Origin of the sequence: Arthrobacter sp. K5, from assembly GCF_040448525.1 — a bacterium.
Lineage (GTDB): Bacteria > Actinomycetota > Actinomycetes > Actinomycetales > Micrococcaceae > Arthrobacter > Arthrobacter globiformis.
This window is the reverse complement of record NZ_CP159279.1, coordinates 158459-177788: the sequence shown is the minus strand read 5'-3', so window position 1 is coordinate 177788 and position 19330 is coordinate 158459. Positions and strand designations below refer to the sequence as shown.

16 protein-coding genes and 1 pseudogene are annotated in these 19330 nt (G+C 64.7%); 11 read left to right on the top strand and 6 right to left on the bottom strand.

Annotation, left to right across the window (positions count from 1 at the left end):
• The first annotated feature begins 113 nt into the window (after positions 1–113).
• From sucB to ABRP34_RS00770, 3 genes are all read left to right on the top strand, one after another.
• Positions 114–1865 (top strand): 2-oxoglutarate dehydrogenase, E2 component, dihydrolipoamide succinyltransferase, encoded by a 1752-nt coding sequence (gene sucB, locus ABRP34_RS00780; RefSeq protein ID WP_353711887.1) that lies wholly within the window; start codon positions 114–116, stop codon positions 1863–1865.
• Positions 1866–2028: 163 nt separating this feature from the next.
• Positions 2029–2379 (top strand): hypothetical protein, encoded by a 351-nt coding sequence (locus ABRP34_RS00775; RefSeq protein ID WP_353711886.1) that lies wholly within the window; start codon positions 2029–2031, stop codon positions 2377–2379.
• 191 nt (positions 2380–2570) lie between these two features.
• Complete coding sequence (locus ABRP34_RS00770) at positions 2571–2999, top strand: OsmC family protein (RefSeq protein WP_003801682.1); 429 nt, start codon at positions 2571–2573, stop codon at positions 2997–2999.
• A 114-nt stretch (positions 3000–3113) separates the two neighbouring features.
• On the opposite strand, the gene ABRP34_RS00765 is transcribed toward ABRP34_RS00770, so the two are convergent.
• A complete protein-coding gene (locus ABRP34_RS00765) occupies positions 3114–6719 on the bottom strand; it encodes a S41 family peptidase (RefSeq protein ID WP_353711885.1) in 3606 nt (1201 codons plus the stop codon).
• Between the two features lie 73 nt (positions 6720–6792).
• Here ABRP34_RS00765 and ABRP34_RS00760 point away from each other — a divergent pair, with 73 nt between their 5' ends.
• A complete protein-coding gene (locus ABRP34_RS00760; protein WP_353711884.1) occupies positions 6793–7686 on the top strand; it encodes a TIGR01777 family oxidoreductase in 894 nt (297 codons plus the stop codon).
• Positions 7687–7709: 23 nt separating this feature from the next.
• Here ABRP34_RS00760 and ABRP34_RS00755 read toward each other — a convergent pair whose 3' ends face one another.
• Entirely contained in the window at positions 7710–9560 is a 1851-nt protein-coding gene (locus ABRP34_RS00755) for a protein kinase (protein WP_353711883.1), read from the bottom strand.
• A gap of 162 nt (positions 9561–9722) precedes the next feature.
• Here ABRP34_RS00755 and lipB point away from each other — a divergent pair, with 162 nt between their 5' ends.
• The 4 genes and pseudogenes from lipB to ABRP34_RS00735 form a co-directional block, all read left to right on the top strand.
• Positions 9723–10391: a lipoyl(octanoyl) transferase LipB gene (gene lipB, locus ABRP34_RS00750; protein WP_003801692.1), complete on the top strand. Its 669-nt coding sequence runs from the start codon at positions 9723–9725 to the stop codon at positions 10389–10391.
• A complete protein-coding gene (gene lipA, locus ABRP34_RS00745) occupies positions 10388–11395 on the top strand; it encodes a lipoyl synthase (RefSeq protein ID WP_353711882.1) in 1008 nt (335 codons plus the stop codon). The genes lipB and lipA overlap by 4 nt, the downstream gene beginning before the upstream one ends.
• An 88-nt stretch (positions 11396–11483) precedes the next feature.
• Positions 11484–12236: a DUF4191 domain-containing protein gene (locus ABRP34_RS00740; RefSeq protein ID WP_353711881.1), complete on the top strand. Its 753-nt coding sequence runs from the start codon at positions 11484–11486 to the stop codon at positions 12234–12236.
• A 110-nt stretch (positions 12237–12346) separates the two neighbouring features.
• Positions 12347–12658, top strand: a pseudogene (locus tag ABRP34_RS00735) (DUF3817 domain-containing protein); the annotation flags it as partial.
• Positions 12659–12664: 6 nt separating this feature from the next.
• On the opposite strand, the gene ABRP34_RS00730 reads toward ABRP34_RS00735, so the two are convergent.
• The gene (locus ABRP34_RS00730; RefSeq protein ID WP_003801699.1) at positions 12665–13102 is read right to left on the bottom strand and encodes an RDD family protein; all 438 of its coding nucleotides are present in this window, start codon (positions 13100–13102) and stop codon (positions 12665–12667) included.
• 271 nt (positions 13103–13373) lie between these two features.
• On the opposite strand from ABRP34_RS00730, the gene glnA reads away from it, so the two are divergent.
• Positions 13374–14798, top strand: a complete 1425-nt coding sequence (gene glnA / locus ABRP34_RS00725) for a type I glutamate--ammonia ligase (protein ID WP_003801701.1) — start codon at positions 13374–13376, stop codon at positions 14796–14798.
• A gap of 456 nt (positions 14799–15254) precedes the next feature.
• On the opposite strand, the gene ABRP34_RS00720 is transcribed toward glnA, so the two are convergent.
• Positions 15255–15848, bottom strand: coding sequence for a hypothetical protein (locus ABRP34_RS00720; RefSeq protein WP_353711880.1), 594 nt, complete (start codon positions 15846–15848; stop codon positions 15255–15257).
• 10 nt (positions 15849–15858) lie between these two features.
• Positions 15859–16566: a type I restriction enzyme HsdR N-terminal domain-containing protein gene (locus ABRP34_RS00715; protein WP_353711879.1), complete on the bottom strand. Its 708-nt coding sequence runs from the start codon at positions 16564–16566 to the stop codon at positions 15859–15861.
• 102 nt (positions 16567–16668) lie between these two features.
• Between ABRP34_RS00715 and ABRP34_RS00710 the strand changes: the two genes are divergently transcribed.
• Positions 16669–17409 carry a hypothetical protein gene (locus ABRP34_RS00710; RefSeq protein WP_353711878.1) on the top strand — a complete coding sequence of 247 codons (741 nt, stop codon included), beginning with the start codon at positions 16669–16671 and terminating at the stop codon, positions 17407–17409.
• 43 nt (positions 17410–17452) lie between these two features.
• On the opposite strand, the gene ABRP34_RS00705 is transcribed toward ABRP34_RS00710, so the two are convergent.
• Positions 17453–18193, bottom strand: a complete 741-nt coding sequence (locus ABRP34_RS00705) for a hypothetical protein (protein WP_353711877.1) — start codon at positions 18191–18193, stop codon at positions 17453–17455.
• Between the two features lie 251 nt (positions 18194–18444).
• On the opposite strand from ABRP34_RS00705, the gene ABRP34_RS00700 reads away from it, so the two are divergent.
• On the top strand, positions 18445–18732 hold the full coding sequence (locus ABRP34_RS00700; protein ID WP_353711876.1) for a helix-turn-helix domain-containing protein: 288 nt from the start codon (positions 18445–18447) through the stop codon (positions 18730–18732).
• Positions 18733–19330 lie beyond the last annotated feature (598 nt).

Genomic DNA, 19330 nt, shown 5'->3' with positions numbered 1-19330 from the left:
ACTCCGCAAGACACAAGGGCCTGGTGCACCGGCTCGAACAGCAGGGTGCACCAGGCTCGAACAATGCAGCAATTCATCCGCACTTTTAGATCAATAAGGAGAACGGGGACGACATGTCTGAATCCGTTAACTTGCCCGCCCTCGGTGAGAGCGTCACCGAAGGAACTGTCACCCGCTGGCTCAAGCAGGTAGGTGACCGGGTAGAGGTGGACGAACCGCTGCTCGAGGTATCCACCGACAAAGTAGACACCGAAATCCCCTCTCCGATCGCGGGCGTCATCGAGGAAATCCTCGTCGCCGAAGACGAGACCGCTGAAGTTGGCGCGCCCCTGGTGCGCATCGGTGACGGCTCGGGCGGCGGCGCTGCCGAAGCCCCCGCAGCAGCTCCCGCTGAGGAGGCACCGGCTGCACCTGCTGAAGAGTCACCCGCAGCACCCGCTGAAGAGGCACCGGCCCAGGAAGCACCTGCCGCAGAGGCAGCACCTGCCTCCTCCGGCGAAGGCCACGAAGTCACCCTGCCGGCCCTTGGCGAGAGCGTCACCGAAGGCACCGTCACCCGCTGGCTCAAGGCCGTTGGCGACTCCGTGGAAGTTGACGAGCCGCTGCTCGAAGTTTCCACCGACAAGGTGGACACTGAAATCCCGTCCCCCGTGGCCGGCACCCTGCAGGAAATCCGCGTCAACGAGGACGAGACCGCCGAGGTTGGCTCTGTCCTCGCCGTGATTGGCTCCGGCGCCGCTGCTCCTGCTGCTGCTCCCGAGCAGCCCGCCGCCCCAGCTGCCGAACAGCCCGCAGCTGAGAAGCCCGCCCCCGCCCAGGAAGCCGCCCCCGCGCCGGCTCCCCAGGCAGCGCCGGCTCCCCAGGCAGCGCCGGCTCCCCAGGCTGCACCGGCTCCCCAGGCAGCACCGGCTCCGCAGGCTGCACCGGCCGCAGGCGCCGAGTCCGGCTACGTCACCCCCCTGGTCCGCAAGCTCGCCAACCAGCACGGCGTGGACATCGCTTCCGTCTCCGGCACCGGCGTTGGTGGCCGCATCCGCAAGCAGGATGTCCTGGCCGCCGCTGAGTCCAAGGCCGCTCCGGCAGCCGCAGCACAGGCAGCCCCGGCCGCCGCCTCCGCAGCACCGTCTGCGGCGGCATCATCGCTGCGCGGCACCGTGCAGAAGGCACCGCGCATCCGCCAGGTCATCGCCCGCCGCATGCGCGAGTCCCTCGAGGTCTCCACCCAGCTGACCCAGGTGCACGAGGTCGATATGACCAAGATCGCCAAGCTCCGCCTCAAGGCCAAGAACTCGTTCCAGGCCCAGAACGGCGTCAAGCTGACGTTCCTGCCCTTCATTGCCAAGGCCGTGGCCGAGGCCCTCAAGCAGCACCCCAAGCTGAACGCTGCCTATGACGAGGACAAGCAGGAGATCACCTACCACAACGCCGAGCACCTGGCGATTGCGGTGGACACCGACAAGGGTCTGCTGGTTCCGGTCATCTCCGACGCAGGCAACCTGAACCTCGCCGGTCTGGCGGGCAAGATCGCCGACGTCGCCGGCCGCACGCGCGACGGAAAGATCGGTCCGGACGAACTGTCCGGCGGTACGTTCAGCATCACCAACATCGGTTCTGTCGGTGCGCTGTTCGACACCCCGATCATCAACCAGCCGCAGGTCGGCATCCTCGGCACCGGTGCGATCGTCAAGCGCCCCGTGGTGGTCCAGGACGAGAACGGTGACGACTCGATCGCCATCCGCTCCATGATGTACCTGTCCCTCACGTACGACCACCGCCTGGTGGACGGCGCGGACGCCGGACGCTTCCTGCAGACGCTGAAGGCCCGCCTCGAAGAAGGCGCGTTCGAAGCGGACCTGGGACTGTAACCAACAGGGGACGGTAACAACAGCCGAAAACGACGGCGGTGCGGACGCCGGTGGATTGCCACCGGAAGGCCGCACCGCCGTCGTCGTTTGTTTGGCCAACGGTACCCCGAGCTTCAGCCGCGCCTTACTACGGCGCGTAGAAGTATCTGGCTAGACTGATGCCATGAACATCGTCTATAACGTCATGGTCTTCCTGCACATCGTCGGCGCCGCCATGATCGTCGGCATCTGGATCGGCAACATGAAGAAGCCGACCGTCCACCCCCGGCAGTTCGACGGCGCGGCACTCCAGCTCCTCACCGGCATCGTGATGATGGGCCTGATCCCCGCGCTCGACATGGACGCCAACTATGCCAAGCTTGGCATCAAGTTCGCCGTCGCCCTGGTCGTCGGCGTTCTGGCCTTCATCGGCCGCCGCAAGTACAAGAAGGGCGAGCCGATCTCCGCCGGGCTTGCCCACAGCGTCGGCGGGCTGGCGCTGCTGAACGTCGCCGTCGCCACGCTTTGGCAGTAACCGCCCTCTGCCATGCCAACGACGACGGCGACGCCCCCTTGGGAGGGGGCGTCGCCGTCGTCGTTGGCGGCTCCGGTCATAATCCTCTGACAGCGGACAACCCGTGCACCGGAGGCAGCGAATCCATAGGATTGTGGAGGACGGTCCGGGCGCCAGCCCGGCCATGATTGATCCCAAGCTAAGGAGTGGAAATGGCAGCAACACGCACCGCACACACTGTATGGAACGGCGACCTGATGACGGGTGCCGGCAACACCACACTCGACAGCTCCGGACTGGGCACCTACGAGGTCACCTGGAAGGCGCGCACGGAGGCCTCAGAAGGCAAGACCAGCCCCGAAGAGCTGATCGCCGCAGCCCACTCCGCCTGCTTCTCCATGGCCTTCAGCCACGCGCTGGCGCAGGCCGGCCACACGCCGGAAGAGGTGCACACCAAGGCGGACGTCACGTTCCAGCCCGGCACCGGCATCACGGGCAGCCACCTGACCCTGAACGCCAAGGTCCCCGGCATCACCGAAGATGAATTCCAGAAGATCGCAGCGGAAGCCAAGGTTGGCTGCCCTGTCTCCGGTGCCCTCGCCAGCATCGATATCACCCTGGACGCCACACTGGCTTCCTAGCCTTAAAGCCCGAAGGCCCCGTTCCCTTGGTGAATCCAGTCGGGCACGGGGCCTTCGTGCTTGCCGGAATGCCGCCGGCTTGCGCCGGCGGCATTCCGGCATTTGAACGGCCTGCTACGCCTGGCTGTGGCGGCGCGCCGGCAGCGGCTCGGGGCGCAACCGGCGGTAGCCCTCGCGGGCCGGCGGCCGGTCCGTGGGGAGCTCCTGGACCATTTCCTTCAGCGCCGTGATGCCGGACTCCAGTTGCGGGTCCCGGCGGGCAGCGTACGCGTGCGGCGGGAACGTCACCTCTATGTCCGGAGCCACTCCGTGGTTTTCGACGCTCCAGCCCACGCCGCCGCCGAACCAGGTGGCGTAGCGGGGCTGGGTAACGCCTGTTCCGTCAGCCAGCGTGAAGCGGTTGTCGATGCCCACGACGCCACCCCAGGTGCGCGTGCCGATCACCGGGCCGATGCCTCGCAGCTTCGAGACCTGCGTGATGATGTCGCCGTCGGAACCGGCGAATTCATCGGCCAGGATGATGACCGGACCGCGCGGCGCGTGGTGCGGATACGTCCGCGGCTTTTCGCCGCGGGGCATGCTCCAGCCCGTCACCTTCCGCCCGATCAGTTCGGCAACGAGCTGGGAGGTGTGTCCGCCGCGGTTGCGGCGCACGTCCACGATCAGACCATCGAGCGCAGTCTCGGTGTCCAGGTCGCGGTGGAGCTGCGCCCAGCCGTTGGCCATCATGTCCGGAATATGCAGGTAGCCGAACTTGCCGTCCGACGCCTCGCGTACGGTGCGGCGGTTGGCGTTCACCCAGTCCTGGTACCGGAGCCGTTCCTCATCCCTGATGGGGACGACGGCGATCCGGCGCTGGACCCCGGCCGCCGGTCCGTGGCCGGCGCCGTTGCGGATGGTCAGTTCCACCGCCCGGCCGGCCGCGCCCACCAGCTGCATGGCCGGTGTCAGCGACTCTGTCAGGCGCACGCCGTCAATGGCCAGCAGGACGTCCCCGGCCTTGGCGTCGGCGCCCGGGCGCGTCAGCGGCGAGGTGGCCAGCGGGTCCGACGATTCGCCGGCCAGGATGCGCTCGATTTCCCAGCCCTCGCCGGTGAAGGCGAGGTCGGCACCCAGCCGGCCCTGGCCGTTGTTGCCGTTTTCCGAGGCCGCGGCCGGGCGCACGTAGGCGTGCGATGTGCCGAGCTCGCCGTGCAGTTCCCACAGCAGGTCCACCAGGTCGTCATGGGATCCGAGCCGCTCCACGAGCGGGCGATAGCGGGCGTGAATGGAGTCCCAGTCCTGGCCTGCCATGTCCTCGGTCCAGAAGAAGTCGCGCTGCAGCCGCCACGCTTCATCGAACGCCTGGCCCCACACGCTCAGCGGATCCATCAGGACGCGGATGCGGGTGAGGTCAACCTTGACCAGCTGGCCGGAATCCTCGTCCGCTTTGGCGTCGGCGGGCACCACGCGGACCTGCTTGTCGTGGACCAGGACCACCTTCTTGCCGTCTCCGGACAGCCGGTAGCTGTGCACGGCTTCCACGAGGGTGGTGCTCTTGCGCTTGGCCAGGTCGAAGCGGACCAGGCTCGGTGCCGCGTTCTTGTCCTCCAGGCTTGCCCTGCCCTCCCCGGTGACGCCGGCAAGGGCACTGTCGAGCCACAGCAGCGCGCCGTCGGCGGCGGTCAGGTCCGAGTAGTTGCCCTGCGGAACCGGGACGCTGATGACGCGGTGGGCCAGGCCTTCGGCGTCCACCCGGACAGTGGCCGGTGTGGTCTCGCCCGCGGCGGCTGCGTCGGACGTGGCTGCGGTGCCGCCCTGTCCGGGTCCGTCTGCCAGGGCCACGCTAGGGCCGAACGGCGAAGCGGTGTCCGCCGCCAGTGCCACGAGGTAGGGCTTGATCGGGCTGGGGAAAGACAGGTCAAAGGAATGGCCGTCGTAGACCGGATCGAAACTGCGGTTGGAAAGGAAAGCAAGGAACTTGCCGTCCGGGGAGAACGACGGCGATTCGTCCCGGAAGCGCCCGTCCGTCACCTCCACGATGGCGGCCTCTCCGGCTTTGACCTCCGGGGTGTTGGTTCCACCGGGGTTCGTTTCCCGGGGCTTGGTTTCCCGGGTGTTGGCGCGGACCAGCCGCAGGCGGCTGCGTGAGCCAAAGGAAGTCACCGGTTCGGACCAGGCGAGCCACGCGGAGTCCGGCGACCAGGCGAGGTCCTCGATGCTGCCCTCGCCGATGCTGGTTACCGCCGTCAGCGCGCCGTCCTGCGTGTCGGCAAGGTACAGGTCGCCAAAGGCGGTTCCGATGGCGACCCAGCGGCCGTCGGGGCTGGCTTCAATCGCGCTGGCGCGTGAAGGCTTGGGGAACCGGACCGTGAGCGGGCTTGATTCGGCCGCAACAGTGCCGGTTACCTGCCCAGCCGTTGTTTCGGTTGCCGCCTCCGCAGGGGCGAGGTCGGCCGCCGCGTCGTCGGCCACCGGGTGGGTGGCGCGGGGCCCCGCTACTCCGGCGGCGGAAACAGGCCTGGGCAGCGGCACGGCTTGAGCCGCGGCTTCCTGCTGGTCCGAGGCGGAGGCGGTATCCGGGGCAGCGCCGTTGCCCTTGGCTGCGCTGGCGGCTTTGGCTGCCCGGACCCCTCCGTCGCGTATCGGGACCTGCGGGGCGATTTCCCTGATGAACAGGGCTTCGTCGCCGTCGTGATCTGCCACGTAGGCGATGCGGCCGTCGGGAAGAGGACGCGGCAGGCGGGCGCGGACGCCGGCCGTAGCCTCCACCACCCGGGACGGTCCGTCCTTGTGCCGCAGCCAGTGGATGGTTCCGTGGGCCTCCACGGCGCTGGCTTCCCCGGTGGCGTCCGGCCGGACGTCACCCAGGTGCTTGGCGACCTTGAGGAGTGAGGGGCGGCGGCACTGGGACGCCGATCCGAGCGCAATCTCCAGCCGGACAGCCTCGGACCCGAGGTCATGGAGGAGCCAGAGCTCACCGGCAGATTCGAAGATGACACGCTTGCCGTCGGTGGAGGCGTGGCGGACGTAGAAGTCCTCGTGGTCGGTGTGGCGCCGCAGGTCCCCGCCGCCGGGCAGGACAGAGTACAGGTTGCCGTAGCCTTCGTGGTCGGAGAGGAAGGCGATGCGCCCGTCCACCCACATGGGATCGGCGAGGTTGCCGTCCAGCTCCGGCAGGAGCCGCTCAAACTCGCCGTTACCGTCACTGTCGATCCAGAGCTTTCCGGCGGTACCGCCGCGGTAGCGCTTCCACCAGGCCGGTTCGCGGGACAGCACGCTGCCCACCACTACTGGCTTTTCGTCCCCGAGTTCCGGGCCGAAGGCCACGGACTCGACCGGTCCCAGCGGAAGCTCCTCGGCCCAGCCGCCGTCGGTGGACAGCCGGTACGCGTGTGTGTGGCGGCTCTCGGCCTGGCGGAATGCGCTGGTGACCACGATGTCCCCGGCAGGGGTAAAGCCCTTGACCCGCGTGGTGCTGTGTCCGAAGAAGGTCAGCTGGCGGTATCCCCCGCCGTCGACATCAGCGATGACCACCTCGGGAGCCGTCCCCTGCACGACCGTCCAGACCAGCTTCTTTCCGTCCGGCGTAAAGCGCGGGTTGCGGGCCGGCAGCTGGAGCGAGGAAACACGCCAGGCGCGGCCGCCGCTGAGGGCTGCAATCCAGACGTCGTCCTCGGCCACAAACGTGACCAGATCGCCGTGAACATGGGGGAACCGGAGGTAACTCGAAGAGGTCATCGTTCGATCATAGTCAACGTGACATGAGCCATCGTGGAGGTGCCCTGCCGTGCCGGGCATGGTGAGATGGATCATGCGAATTGTCATGGCCGGTGCCTCCGGGCTCATCGGAACCGCACTCTCCTCCCGCCTCGTCTCCGACGGGCACGACGTCGTCAGGCTGGTGAGACGGCCGCCGTCGTCGCCGTCGGAGATCCCTTGGGATCCCGCCAGCGGGACTCTGAACCCGGGTTGCCTTGAGGGTGCCGACGCCGTCGTCAACCTTTCCGGCGCCAACATCGGCGCCGGGCCATGGACACCGCACCGGATCGATGAGCTGTTCCGGTCCCGCCTCGATCCCACGCGGACGTTGACTTCGGCGATGCGCCACCTCGACTCCCCGCCCCGGATCTTCATCAGTCAGTCCGGGGCCGGATACTACGGCGACGCCGGGCAGGCCATGCTGACCGAGGAGTCCCCCGCCGGGCAGGGCATCATGGCGCGCATCTGCGTCGAGTGGGAAGCGGCAGCCCATGAAGCCCCCGCCGGAGTCCGGGTTGTGACCCCGCGGACCGCAGTGGTGCTGAGCAGGTCAGGCGGGGCCATGGGACGCCTGCTGCCACTGCTGCGGGCAGGCGTTGGCGGTCCGCTGGGCAACGGCCGGCAGTACTGGCCATGGATCACCCTCCCCGACCTCACCTCAGCGTTCGAATTCCTCCTCACCTCCGGGACTTCGGGCCCCGTGAATGTGGCGGCGCCGGAAGCCGCCGATGTCAACACCCTCGTGGCGGGGCTGGCAAGGGCCCTTCACCGCCCCGCGGTGCTGCGTGCGCCGGCCCCGGCACTGCGCCTCGTTATGGGCAAGCTGGCCGACGAACTCCTGCTCGCCAGCCAGCGGCTCGAGCCGACGCTGCTCAGGGACGGCGGGTTCACCTGGCAGCACCCTTCGGTGGCGCTTGCCGCCGCCTGGGTCGCCGGCGACAAATAGTTGTTCTCCGTTCTGGGTGGTGTTCAGCCTGCCGGCAGGATGTCTGCGATGCGCCAGCGTCCCGCGGCCTGGACCAGGACAAGCCGCAGCCTGGTGTCCTGCTGCCGCGTTCCGGCAGCCACGACGGCGCCGCCGGCCGACCGCTCCTCATAAGCCGAGGTCGACGACGTCACCGCCACCACTGCCCTCCCGGGCGTGCTTCCGGGCAGGCGGCGCACGGCGGAGAGGCTCGTGGTGAACCCGGCCAGCACTGTCCCGGATTTCTCCAGCCCGGCCCGGATCCGCCGGTCTGCGGCATGAGCGGGAGTATTCGGAGCATTCACATCGTCGAGCAAATCCAGCCTGCCCTCCCGCAGCGCCAGTGACCGGAGCTGCGCCAGTCCGAGGACGGCCTCCACCGGATCCTTCGCCGCGAGCCGCCGCCTGACATCATCGGGAAGGTCGGGGCCTTGCGAAGGTGCGGGACCGGCCGGCAGGTCCACCTCTTGTGCTGCCGGCTCTTGTGCTGCCGGGCCTGCTTCCTGCGCCGTGCCGGGCAGCCCCACTAGCCCGGCGCCAGCGAGAACCGCCGCCGTGAGCACGCCGCCGGCCACTGCCAGTCGGCGGCTGCGGCCGCGCTGCCTGTCTGCGGCGCGCCTCACCGCGGGGTGCCTGACCGCAGCGTGAGCCGGGTGCGTGGCCGCAACGTGCCTGGCCAAGGCGTGCCTGGCCGCAGCGTGCCTGGCCACGCGCCTCACCGCGGCGTGCCTGGGATCTGGTTGCGGGACCGACGGAACCAGGTCCGCCGGCGCTCCATGCCATGACGGCCGGCCCAAGGCACCCACCCACGCGGCCGTCCGCAACCGCCTTCCCCAGGCGAGCAGGCGCTTCTTCACCCGCCCGCCCGGCGGCGGGACGGGCCTGCGCGTCAGCAGCTCGGGTAGTACCGTGTCATGGACGGAGCGGGACAGATCCACAGGGACCGCGGCCGCGCTGCGGTACACGGCCGTGGCAAACTCGGCGGCGGCGGGACGTTGCCGACGGTCGTCGCTGAGCCCCGCTTCCAGCACCGCTGCCAGCTCGGCCGGCACCTCCGGCACAACCAGCGAGAGCGGTGGCCTCGCCGCTGACGGCGGAGGTGGTTGTCCGGTGAGGCAGTACCAGCCCAAGGCGGCGGCCGCATAGACGTCTCGTTCCGGCTGGAGTCCCGCCCGGACTGCGTCCACCGGAGCCGGATCCGCGAAGCCTTCGGTGTGCCGGTCAGGAATGCCGGAAGCGTCCCCGACCATCCGGGCCACGCCGAGGTCGGCCAGCAGCGGCTTCCCGTGGGCGGTGAAAAGCACGTTGCCGGGTGCGACGTCGGAGTGGGTGAAGCCCTTGCCGTGCAGGTAGCCCAGGACCTGCGCGATCGGGGTCAGAACAGTGACTGTCTCGCCGACACTCAGGACGCCCCTCGCCGTGACCATCTGCTGGAGCGAACCACCGGCCGCGTAGTCCATGAGGAGGCCAAAGCTGCCCCCTCCAGCCTGATCCGTCCTGACCACCCCGCAGGCCTTCACCAGGTGCTCGTGGTCCAGCACTGACATGACGAGGAGTTCACGGCGGACATCCTCCTCCCGCGCCACGGCAGGGGGCATGCCCGCAGCGCCTGGTTCACCGCTGCCTGGTTCACCGCTACCCCGTGGCCGGCCGAAGCACTTCAGGGCAAGCTTCTCGCCGGTGGAGTCCTGCGAGACCAGCCACACGTCCGCGCTGCCGCCCCGGCCCAGCCAGCGGCACACCGAATAGCCCGCGACGGCAGGCGCTCCCCCGGCAGAACCGTGCGGATGCGCTCTGCGGCTGCTTTCCGGGCTGCGCGTTTCGAGACTGTGGTTTTCCGGGCTGTGCTGGTCCATGGCTTAAGGAGTACCGGAATCCGGGGATTCCTGCAGAAGTTATCCACAGGCAAGCCCGGGGCCCCGCCGTCGTCGCGGATGGCGCGGAATGTGACCGGCAACAGGGTGAGAGCTTGGGCACACTATCTGGCAGGAAGCCGGCTGAGGTCTAAGCTGGAACGCATGACTCTTGAGTTCACAAAGCTCGGTCTTGCCCCGGATTTCGTCGATTACAGCCACGCCTGGGACATCCAGCGCGAAATCCATGAAAATGTCCTGGCCGGCAAGGCCCCCAGCACGGTACTCCTCCTCGAACATGCCGCCGTCTACACGGCCGGAAAGCTGACCGAGGATCACGAGCGGCCCTTCGACGGCACCCCCGTGGTTCCCGTGGACCGCGGCGGCAAGCTCACCTGGCACGGGCCGGGCCAGCTCATCGGATACCCGATTATCAAACTGAAGAACAAGGCCGGCATCCGGGACTACGTTGAGCGCCTAGAGGCCGTGATCATCGCGGTGCTCGCCGACTATGGCATCACGGCTGTCCGGATCAAGGGGCGCGCAGGCGTCTGGATCGAAGAGGACGCCAAGGGCCCCGCACGCAAGATCGCCGCTATCGGCATCAGGGTCAGCCAGGGCGTCACCATGCACGGCTTCGCCATCAACTGCAACAACGACCTCGCACCGTACGGCCAGATCATCGCCTGCGGGATCACCGATGCGGGTGTGACCACCATCGCCCAGGAAACTGGCCGCGATGTGTCCCCGGCAGATCTCGTTTCGCGGATCACCGAGGAACTGCGCAACAATGAAGACGCCCTAGTTGCAACCCCCGAAGGAGCTCTCCTGTGACACTGGCACCAGAAGGCCGGAAAATGCTGCGGATCGAGCAGCGCAATGCGGCCACCCCGGTGGAACGCAAACCGGACTGGATCAAGGCCAAGGTCCAGATGGGCCCCGAGTTCGTCGGCCTGAAGAACCTGGTCAAGAAGGAAGGCCTGCACACCGTCTGCGAAGAGGCCGGCTGCCCCAACATCTTCGAATGCTGGGAAGACAAGGAAGCCACCTTCCTGATCGGCGGTTCCGAATGCACCCGCCGCTGCGACTTCTGCCAGATCGACACCGGCAAACCCTCCCCCGTCGACATGTTCGAACCCACCAAAGTCGCCCGCTCCGTCCAGGCCATGGCCCTGCGCTACGCCACCGTCACCGGCGTCGCCCGCGACGACCTCGAAGACGAAGGCGTCTGGCTCTACGCCGAAACGGTCCGCAAGATCCACGAACTAAACCCCGGCACCGGCGTCGAACTCCTCATCCCGGACTTCTCCGGCAAACCCGACCACATCGCCGCGATCTGCGACGCCAAACCCGAAGTGTTCGCCCACAACGTCGAAACCGTGCCCCGGATCTTCAAACGCATCCGCCCCGCCTTCCGCTACGAACGCTCCCTGGACGTCATCACCCAGGGCCGGAACCTGGGCATGGTCACCAAGTCCAACCTCATCCTGGGCATGGGCGAAACCCGCGACGAGATCTCCGAAGCCCTGAAGGACCTGCACCAGGCCGGCTGCGACCTGATCACCATCACCCAGTACCTGCGCCCCTCCGAACGCCACCTCCCGGTGGACCGCTGGGTCAAGCCACAGGAATTCGTCGACCTCGCCACCGAGGCCGAAGAGATCGGCTTCCTCGGCGTCATGTCCGGCCCCCTGGTCCGCTCCTCCTACCGCGCCGGCCGGCTCTGGGCCACCGCGATGCGCAAAAAGGGCTGGGAAATCCCCGCCGAACTCGCCCACATCGAATCCTCCGGATCCACCCGCCAGGAAGCCAGCTCCCTGCTCGCAGCGCACCAGTAACACCATATATTTCCCACGGCCAGGGGCCGGACACTGGTACTTTCCGGCGTCCGGCCCTTTGTCGTGGATCACGTAGAATTAAGGCACTATGGCGAAATCCCCTGACTCCAGCAACAACACTCCTGCGGCCGCTGATGCCTCCAAGCGCGGTCTCTTTGGGCGCAAACCCAAAGCCGTGAAGGAAAAGAAGCCCAGCCGGCTCAAGCAGATCCGCGAAGTCTTCAATATGACCCGCCGCCACGACCCCATGGTTCCGTGGCTCATGCTCCTGGCGTTCCTGGGCGTCGTGGCCGTCAGCCTCGTGGTTGGCCTGTTGCTGAATAACTGGATTACAGGCCTGATCATCGGCATCCCGCTGGGATTCCTTGCGGCAACGTTCATCCTTTCGCGCCGCGCCGAGCGGGCTGCCTTCGCCCAGATCGAAAACCAGCCGGGAGCGTCGGGGGCTGCCCTCAGCACGCTCAAGCGCGGCTGGATCACCGAGGAGCAGCCCGTGGCTGTGAACCCGCGGACCCAGGACGCCGTTTTCCGCGCTGTCGGGCGTCCCGGCGTCGTACTCGTTGCTGAAGGGCCCACGCACCGCGTGCGCCCGCTGATCGAAGGCGAACGGAAGAAGCTGGCGCGCATCCTTCCCAATGTCACCATCCACGTCATCGAGACCGGACGCGGCGAGGGCCAGGTGCCCATCAGCCAGGTCGCGAAAAAGATGAACAAGCTCAACAAGGAGCTCACCAAGACCGAGGTCAGCGCAGTGTCCAAGCGCATCTCGTCGCTGGGCTCCCGCCTCCCGATCCCCAAGGGCGTGGACCCCTACAAGGCCCGCCCCCAGCGCGGACGCTAGTCCGCCTGATCCGCCCCGGCGGCCGCCGCATCTGCGCCGGCCCCGGGGCGTTTTCATTTCAACGACACACACCAGCCAGACCCCAGCCCCTACAGAAGCCGGAGCCTCCTGTGAAATTCCCGTCTGCGTCCGCCGTCGTCCGCGCCTTCCGCCTGCTGGCGGTGGCCGAAGCCTTCAGCTGGGCCGCACTCCTGGCCGGCATGTACTTCAAGTGGATCGCCGGGACTACCGAACTCGGCGTGGAGATTGCCGGACCGGTGCACGGCGTGCTGTTCATCGGCTACGGGGTGGCCGCCCTCGTCTTGTGGCGGCTGCAGCGCTGGCCGTTCAAGGTGGCACTGTTCGCCGGCCTCTCGGCGGTTTTCCCCTTTGCCACCGTCCTGTTTGAGCGGTGGGCGCTCCGCCGGGGGTACCTCTCGGCCGGGCGGCTACCTGCGGACGAGGACCGTGTTCATGGCCTTGTCATGGAGCCCGCGCTGGTCGGGGTCGAAGATCACCGCCGGGATTACCAGGCAGAGCAGCACGGTGCGGACCAGGGCGGCCAGCGGACCGGCAGCTGAGCCATCCGGCTTCACCACGTGGATTCCCATCACTCGGTGGCCGATGCTGTAGCCCAGGGTTCCGATTAGCAGGATCTGCTCGGCGGCAAAGACGGCAAGCGTGGCCATGGAATTGCCGGCGAGGAACACGTTGCTGATCAGCAGCGCGATGGCCCAGTCGATGGTGATCGCCAGGATGCGCCGGCCGGCGCGGGCCATGGATCCGGTGCCCGATTCGGGAAAGCCCAGGCGTTCCCCCGGGTACTTGGAAATGCCGGAAGTGTCAGGCCCGCTGAGCCACGAACCAATGTCTTTGCGATCTACCACCTACCAAGTTTACCGAGCGGCCGGCAGCACCGCGGACGTTCACACTTTGGATAGGCGTGGACCACAGTGTGGACACCGTATAGCGTTTACATATCAGTAGGTTCTGTAACCTGCCGGAAACAAAGCGGACACGGACGGGAAATCCCCAATCCCTAGGGTGGTAACAGTTGCTAGCGAGCCTGGAGCGGGGCACTTTTGTGTTTCCGCTCATTGGATTGCGCTGGACCACTTGGCTTTAGAGCCAGTTATTACATATGCGTAAGGAGCATAGATGTTCAAGACTGCGGACGAAGTCCTCAAGTTCATCAAAGATGAAGACATTCGGTTTATCGACATTCGCTTCACCGACCTCCCCGGCGTTCAGCAGCACTTCAACGTGCCCGCCAAGAGCGTGGACGCCGACTTCTTCGTCAACGGCCAGCTTTTCGATGGTTCTTCCATCCGCGGCTTCCAGGGCATCGCCGAGTCTGACATGCAGCTCATTCCGGACGTCACCACCGCGTTCCTGGACACGTTCCGCATGGAGAAGACCCTTGCGCTGAACTTCTCCATCGTGAACCCCCGCACCGGCGACCCGTACCACCGCGACCCGCGCGGCGTGGCAGAGAAGGCTGAGGCCTACCTCGCCTCCACCGGCATCGCCGACACCGCATTCTTCGCTCCCGAAGCAGAGTTCTTCGTGTTCGACAACGTCCAGTACCAGTCCTCTCCCGAGGGCAGCTTCTACAAGATCGACTCCGAAGAAGCGCACTGGAACACCGGACGTGAAGAAGAGGGCGGAAACCTCGGCTACAAGACCCCCGTCAAGGGCGGTTACTTCCCGGTTTCCCCGACCGACAAGCAGGCCGACCTGCGCGACGCCATGTGTGTTGCCCTGGACGAGGCCGGCCTTGAGGTCGAGCGCAGCCACCACGAAGTTGGCTCCGCCGGCCAGGCCGAGATCAACTACAAGTTCACCACGCTGACCCACGCGGCTGATGACCTGCAGAAGTTCAAGTACGTCATCAAGAACACCGCTGACGCCTGGGGCAAGTCCGTCACCTTCATGCCGAAGCCGGTCTTCGGTGACAACGGCTCAGGCATGCACTGCCACCAGTCGCTGTGGAGCAACGGCGAACCGCTGTTCTACGACGAGAAGGGCTACGCCGGCCTGTCCGACACCGCCCGCTGGTACATCGGCGGCCTGCTGAAGCACGCCGACGCCGTCCTCGCGTTCACCAACCCGACGGTCAACTCCTACCGCCGCCTGGTCAAGGGCTTCGAAGCCCCGGTCAACATGGTCTACTCGCAGGGCAACCGCTCCGCCGGTATCCGTATCCCGATCACGGGCTCCAACCCGAAGGCCAAGCGCATCGAGTTCCGCGCTCCGGACCCCTCCTCCAACCCGTACCTGGCCTTCGCTGCCCAGCTGATGGCCGGCATCGACGGCATCCGCAACCGCATCGAACCGCCGGCTCCGATCGACAAGGACCTCTACGAGCTCCCCGCCGAGGAAGCCAAGGACATCCCCAAGGCTCCGGGCACCCTCGAGGAGGCACTGCAGGCACTGGCTGAGGACAACGAGTTCCTGCAGGCCGGCGGAGTGTTCACTCAGGACCTGATCGACACCTGGATCGAGTACAAGTACGAGAACGAGATCCGCCCGCTGTCCCTGCGCCCGAACCCGTACGAGTTCGAGCTGTACTACGGCGTCTAGCCAGATCAAGGGCTAAACCGGTTTTAGTCCGCAAGGATCCCGTTACAGCAAAGGCCGGCCCCAGGTTTCACCACCTGAGGCCGGCCTTTGTCGTCTGCGGAATCCACTACCCGTTTTGCTCTGTCCGCATAGTCAACCGCTCCTCGAGCACTCTCGCCACAGCTGCACGGGCCGATTCTTCCTTGTCCGGCCACATATGGCGAGGTTTCCGAGCAGTTCCCTGTGACGCCCACCTTGGAAGCCCAAGAATACAAGTGGTTCACAGCGGCCCAGATACGGAACCTACATAAGAAGAGGACACTCCACCCACTATTTGCCCGCACCCTCGGCCACCTCATTTTTTTGAAACAATAAACTCCTCGCTGGTCATTACGACCAGCGAGGAACTTCTTGTTGAACACTCAGCAAAGCGACCTCCGTTATCACGCGCAGACTGGTGGGGCTGCGAACCGCCACCTATGGCTTCGGCGGAGTGAAGGGACAGTAGGATGCCGCCGCCACAGTGGCGTCGCTGGCAGCCGTCGTGAGGTCCCCATCAATGCGCTCGACGTAACCGCGTATGCCGTTGTCCTTCACGTACTCGTTGCACTGAAGATCCGTCTTCAAATATTGGCTCAATGGCAGGTAGAAGGTCGCGCTGCCAAACTCAGGGACGCGCACCGGGAAGTTGCAACTCACGGTTGGCTTCGTACGGTCCGCTGGATCGCAAAGTACCGCCCCGACTTTCAGCTTTTCGTTCCCGTTCTTCCAGATACCCACTTCTTTGACCGCCGTCGCGGTCGCTCCTGAGTTAGTCACTTTGATAATGATGTACAGCTCAACGGGCGCCACAAGCTCTGACTCCGGAATGTTTGACCCCGCAGGTTTTTCCGTCCACCTCTGGTTGTAGGTAGATACGTGCGCATCGGCATCGATCTTGCCGCGCTCATCTGCCCATTGCTGCTGTGCGACGGCCAACTCCTGCTGCTGGTAGTAGATGCCTCCGCCGGACACCAAGAGAGCTGCCACGGAGATGCCAATTGCTACCCACTCGGCCTTCCACGAACCCATTTCGTCACACCTACTTGGCCAGCTCGAGAACCAGTACCGAGTCCCGCACAAGCCTGCCTAAGTCTCCCGCATCGATGGAATGTCCAGAACGTCGCTTGACTTCCTTGCGCAGCTCATTCAGGACGGTCTCAGAAAGAATCGCGTTAGCCAGAGCCTTCGGCGCTGTTGCCGCCCGAGCCTTCCAGACATCCTCTATTTGGGAGCGTTTGAGTGATTCTTTGTGGAGGTAGAACATCTGCGAAACCTTAGCCGCCACGGTTTCGTCTGAAGCGAGATTGACGTCCAACACGAGGTCGATCGTGACGGGCAGGCCAGGGATAAGGCGGAATACCTGCCAGTGGGACCCGTTTGTCAGGATCAGCCATTCGACGCCTTCATTAACTGCGTACATCTCCACCTGGCGGAGGTGTCGGCTGTTGAGCTTAGTCGTAGCTCGCTTCACCTCGATGAACGCTATGAGCTGCTTGTCCAAGCGGATCCCATAGCCAGCGAATTCGCCCTTGACCTGGTATTCAGTTGTCAGCTCGGCGTATTTGTCCCAACCGAGCCCTTCGCAGAGCAGGTCTGTGACCAAAAGACGCGTGTCGCCTTCGTTGGCGTCACGTGCGATCAAGTCTGCCAGCGGCTTTGAGTATTTGCGGATACTCTCTTTGACCTTTTCCGCAGTGTCCGTCTCCCATTTCGGGCGCTTCGATGCTGGCGTTGATTCCTCGGACATTCGTCCCCCCATGTGGTTGGCTGCAAGTGAATTTCATCAGCTTAGGTCACGCCGTGACTCTGGCGGCGTAAGAGCCATCTTTGCATCTGAAAGAATTACCGGATGAGATCCAAACGTGACAAGGCCCTGATCTACGGGGCGATTGCCCTGGGAGTAGTTGCGATCATCCTGTCCCCGGTATTCAAGTGGGTCAATGACTATGGTCAGGGGTTGTCCGCTTTGGCGGCTATTGCAACAGGCGTCATCGCCATAAATGCACTAAGGGCCTCCACCCGGGACAGTGCGGACCGGAGTCGTCCAGTCGTTGTTGCTGAGTTTCAGCTCGCCACCGAGAGCGATACGAGCAGTGATCTTGTCGTCCGGAATGATGGGGCAACCGTCGCGAGGAACCTGCAAGTGTCGTTTGACCGCGAGATAATCACTGGCGATCCCGGCAAGGACCGTGGAGCTAGCAGCATCGTCCAGCGCTATTCCCGTCCAATTGGAGTTCTGAGCCCACGTCAAGAGTTGCGCAACACTTGGTGGTTTGGCGGTTCTGTTGCTGGCCAGGAGCGTCTGCAGAATCTTAATCCAATTCCGGATGAAGTTGTCGTATCTGTCGACTATGAGGATCTGTCAGGTAAAAAATTCCACGATGACTTCGATTTGCACGTCGATGTCATGCTCCACTCCACGCACAGCTTTTCGAGTACCTCCACTCGTGGCCAACTGAAGACCATGGCACAGTCGCTGAAGAAGATCGCTGAGCGGGGACCCCTTTCTTCCACCACAACGACAAGCAGTTACAGGATGACGGACGGGTCTATTGCTCAGCAACCTGCATTCCCCAGAGAGGCTAACTAGGGCCGTCTGCCCAACGCTTGTCGGCACCACCCTTTAGGCTGCCTCACGTGGTGAAACAGGATGCGGCGGCGCGCTGGATGACCTGCTCGCGAACCCCGGTAGACGCCGCCGATATATTGGGGGCATGCCCACGTTCACCCTTGCCGGCGTCCGGTACGACTATCTGGCGCCGGCCGTTGAGGATCCGCTGGGGTAAACGAACGCCGGATTCCTGCCCGAATAGACGGTGGATAAAAAAAGCGGGCCGCCGCCTATAGCCCGAGCAGAGGGCCAGCTCAGGACGAAAGGACCTCGCTAGCGGAATCTGCGAACTTCTGACCAGTTCGTTAAGCTTGTCCCGTCCCCCGTTTATGCGCTGGGTGAGCGCCTGCCACTCATCGGGTTGGCGGTAGTTTGTTAGCATCAAGTACCTCGCGTACAACTCTTGCGTGAGGGTTTGAGCGGCCGTTTTAAGTTTCGCCGGGGAAAAAAACTCCATGCCCCAAGCCGAGCCCACGAACTGCCTATTGGTCGTTTCCAACGCGGTCAGATAGGCAGCCACATTGTAGCGCTCCGGTTGCGACAGCGCGAAGAGGTAGTCCGCTTGTGCGTCCTCATACAATCTAGAATCCGTTAGGAATTGCTTATAAGTGGCGACGCGTTGATCCCTTAGAAATTCGTCCCGTTTCCGCTTGTTCTCTTCCTCAATGATTCGTTCAGTGGACTGCTGTGCCCGGTTCGCGGCGTTTTCGCTGGCCTGGTAAGCCTTCTCGGAAGTCCATACAGAAAAAGCTCCGCTGACCACGGATCCAGCCAAGACCCCAATCAGACCCCACATGGCCGGGTTACGCGTTCCCCTCGACTTCATGCCCCCCGGCGCCCTTGAGTCGAGCGATTCCTCGCTTGCACTCATAGTGAAAAGGATAAACCCGCCGCGGATTTACCGGAATGAATGCGGGTGCTAATTCATTACCTGCCCCGGACTCCGGACCAACCGAAGGCGGGCGTGGGAGGCTGCTGCCTGGTGGGATGAGTCGCCGCGGATAACATCTACGCATGATCGACAGCCCCGAAGTGGAACCGGCCGCTAACTCTGATCCGGTTGAGAATGACGATCGGCGGGCTAAGTATCCGCCGCACCTTGTGCTCTACACGCTCGAGGGTGTTGCTGCTATGTGCGGGATCAGCCGCTCCACGGCGTACCGACATCTGAAGGAAAAGCTGTGGCCGCGGCACCGCATTGGCACGGACCTTAAGTTCTCCGAACCGGACATCGAAGCTATCCAGGCCCGGTACCGCCAAGCCGCGGAGCTGAGAGCCATCCGTGTGGTCGGGAACGGCTAGTCCGCTAAAAGTCCGCAAGAGGTCCATAAAAGGCCAATATCAAGCTATAAAGCCCAACCACAAAAACCGCGGAATCTAGAGGAAATCAGCGCCATTCGATCACGGCCACAAGGCTGGTTTAGTTCGAGCCGTACTACGGCGTCTAGCCAGATCAAAGGCTAAACCGGTTTTAGTCCGTAAGGATCCCGTTACAGCGAAGGCCGGCCCCAGGTTTCATTACCTGGAGCCGGCCTTTCGTCGTCTGCGGTTCACGACTCCTGGGACACCCACTTGGCCGCGGCCTCCGTCGGGTCGGGGTCCTGACTCGCGTGCCTGAAGGTCAAGTCGTACCTGCCCCCGGGAAGTTCAATCGGGAACTCCGATAATTCTCGAAGCTCAGACTTACTGTCCTTGTCTCCACCTTGGTATGTCACATGCAGTTTCATAGCCGCAACGGTAGAACAACTGGTGATTCTTCGAAAGCCCCCGCGCCGAGGGATTTCACACCTCCGCCCACTGTCAACGGCCATTAGGAATTGCCCATAGACGGCCAGCATTTCTGCCCGCTGGTGGCCAGTAGAACTGCCCGGTGGTGGCCAGCTGGTTTGCCCGGCTTCGG

Coding starts and splice junctions, on each gene's coding strand:
- sucB (WP_353711887.1), top strand. CDS start 114: ATGTCTGAATCCGTTAACTTGCCCGCCCTCGGTGAGAGCGTCACCGAA.
- ABRP34_RS00775 (WP_353711886.1), top strand. CDS start 2,029: ATGAACATCGTCTATAACGTCATGGTCTTCCTGCACATCGTCGGCGCC.
- ABRP34_RS00770 (WP_003801682.1), top strand. CDS start 2,571: ATGGCAGCAACACGCACCGCACACACTGTATGGAACGGCGACCTGATG.
- ABRP34_RS00765 (WP_353711885.1), bottom strand. CDS start 6,719: ATGACCTCTTCGAGTTACCTCCGGTTCCCCCATGTTCACGGCGATCTG.
- ABRP34_RS00760 (WP_353711884.1), top strand. CDS start 6,793: ATGCGAATTGTCATGGCCGGTGCCTCCGGGCTCATCGGAACCGCACTC.
- ABRP34_RS00755 (WP_353711883.1), bottom strand. CDS start 9,560: ATGGACCAGCACAGCCCGGAAAACCACAGTCTCGAAACGCGCAGCCCG.
- lipB (WP_003801692.1), top strand. CDS start 9,723: ATGACTCTTGAGTTCACAAAGCTCGGTCTTGCCCCGGATTTCGTCGAT.
- ABRP34_RS00740 (WP_353711881.1), top strand. CDS start 11,484: ATGGCGAAATCCCCTGACTCCAGCAACAACACTCCTGCGGCCGCTGAT.
- glnA (WP_003801701.1), top strand. CDS start 13,374: ATGTTCAAGACTGCGGACGAAGTCCTCAAGTTCATCAAAGATGAAGAC.
- ABRP34_RS00720 (WP_353711880.1), bottom strand. CDS start 15,848: ATGGGTTCGTGGAAGGCCGAGTGGGTAGCAATTGGCATCTCCGTGGCA.
- ABRP34_RS00715 (WP_353711879.1), bottom strand. CDS start 16,566: ATGTCCGAGGAATCAACGCCAGCATCGAAGCGCCCGAAATGGGAGACG.
- ABRP34_RS00710 (WP_353711878.1), top strand. CDS start 16,669: ATGAGATCCAAACGTGACAAGGCCCTGATCTACGGGGCGATTGCCCTG.
- ABRP34_RS00700 (WP_353711876.1), top strand. CDS start 18,445: ATGATCGACAGCCCCGAAGTGGAACCGGCCGCTAACTCTGATCCGGTT.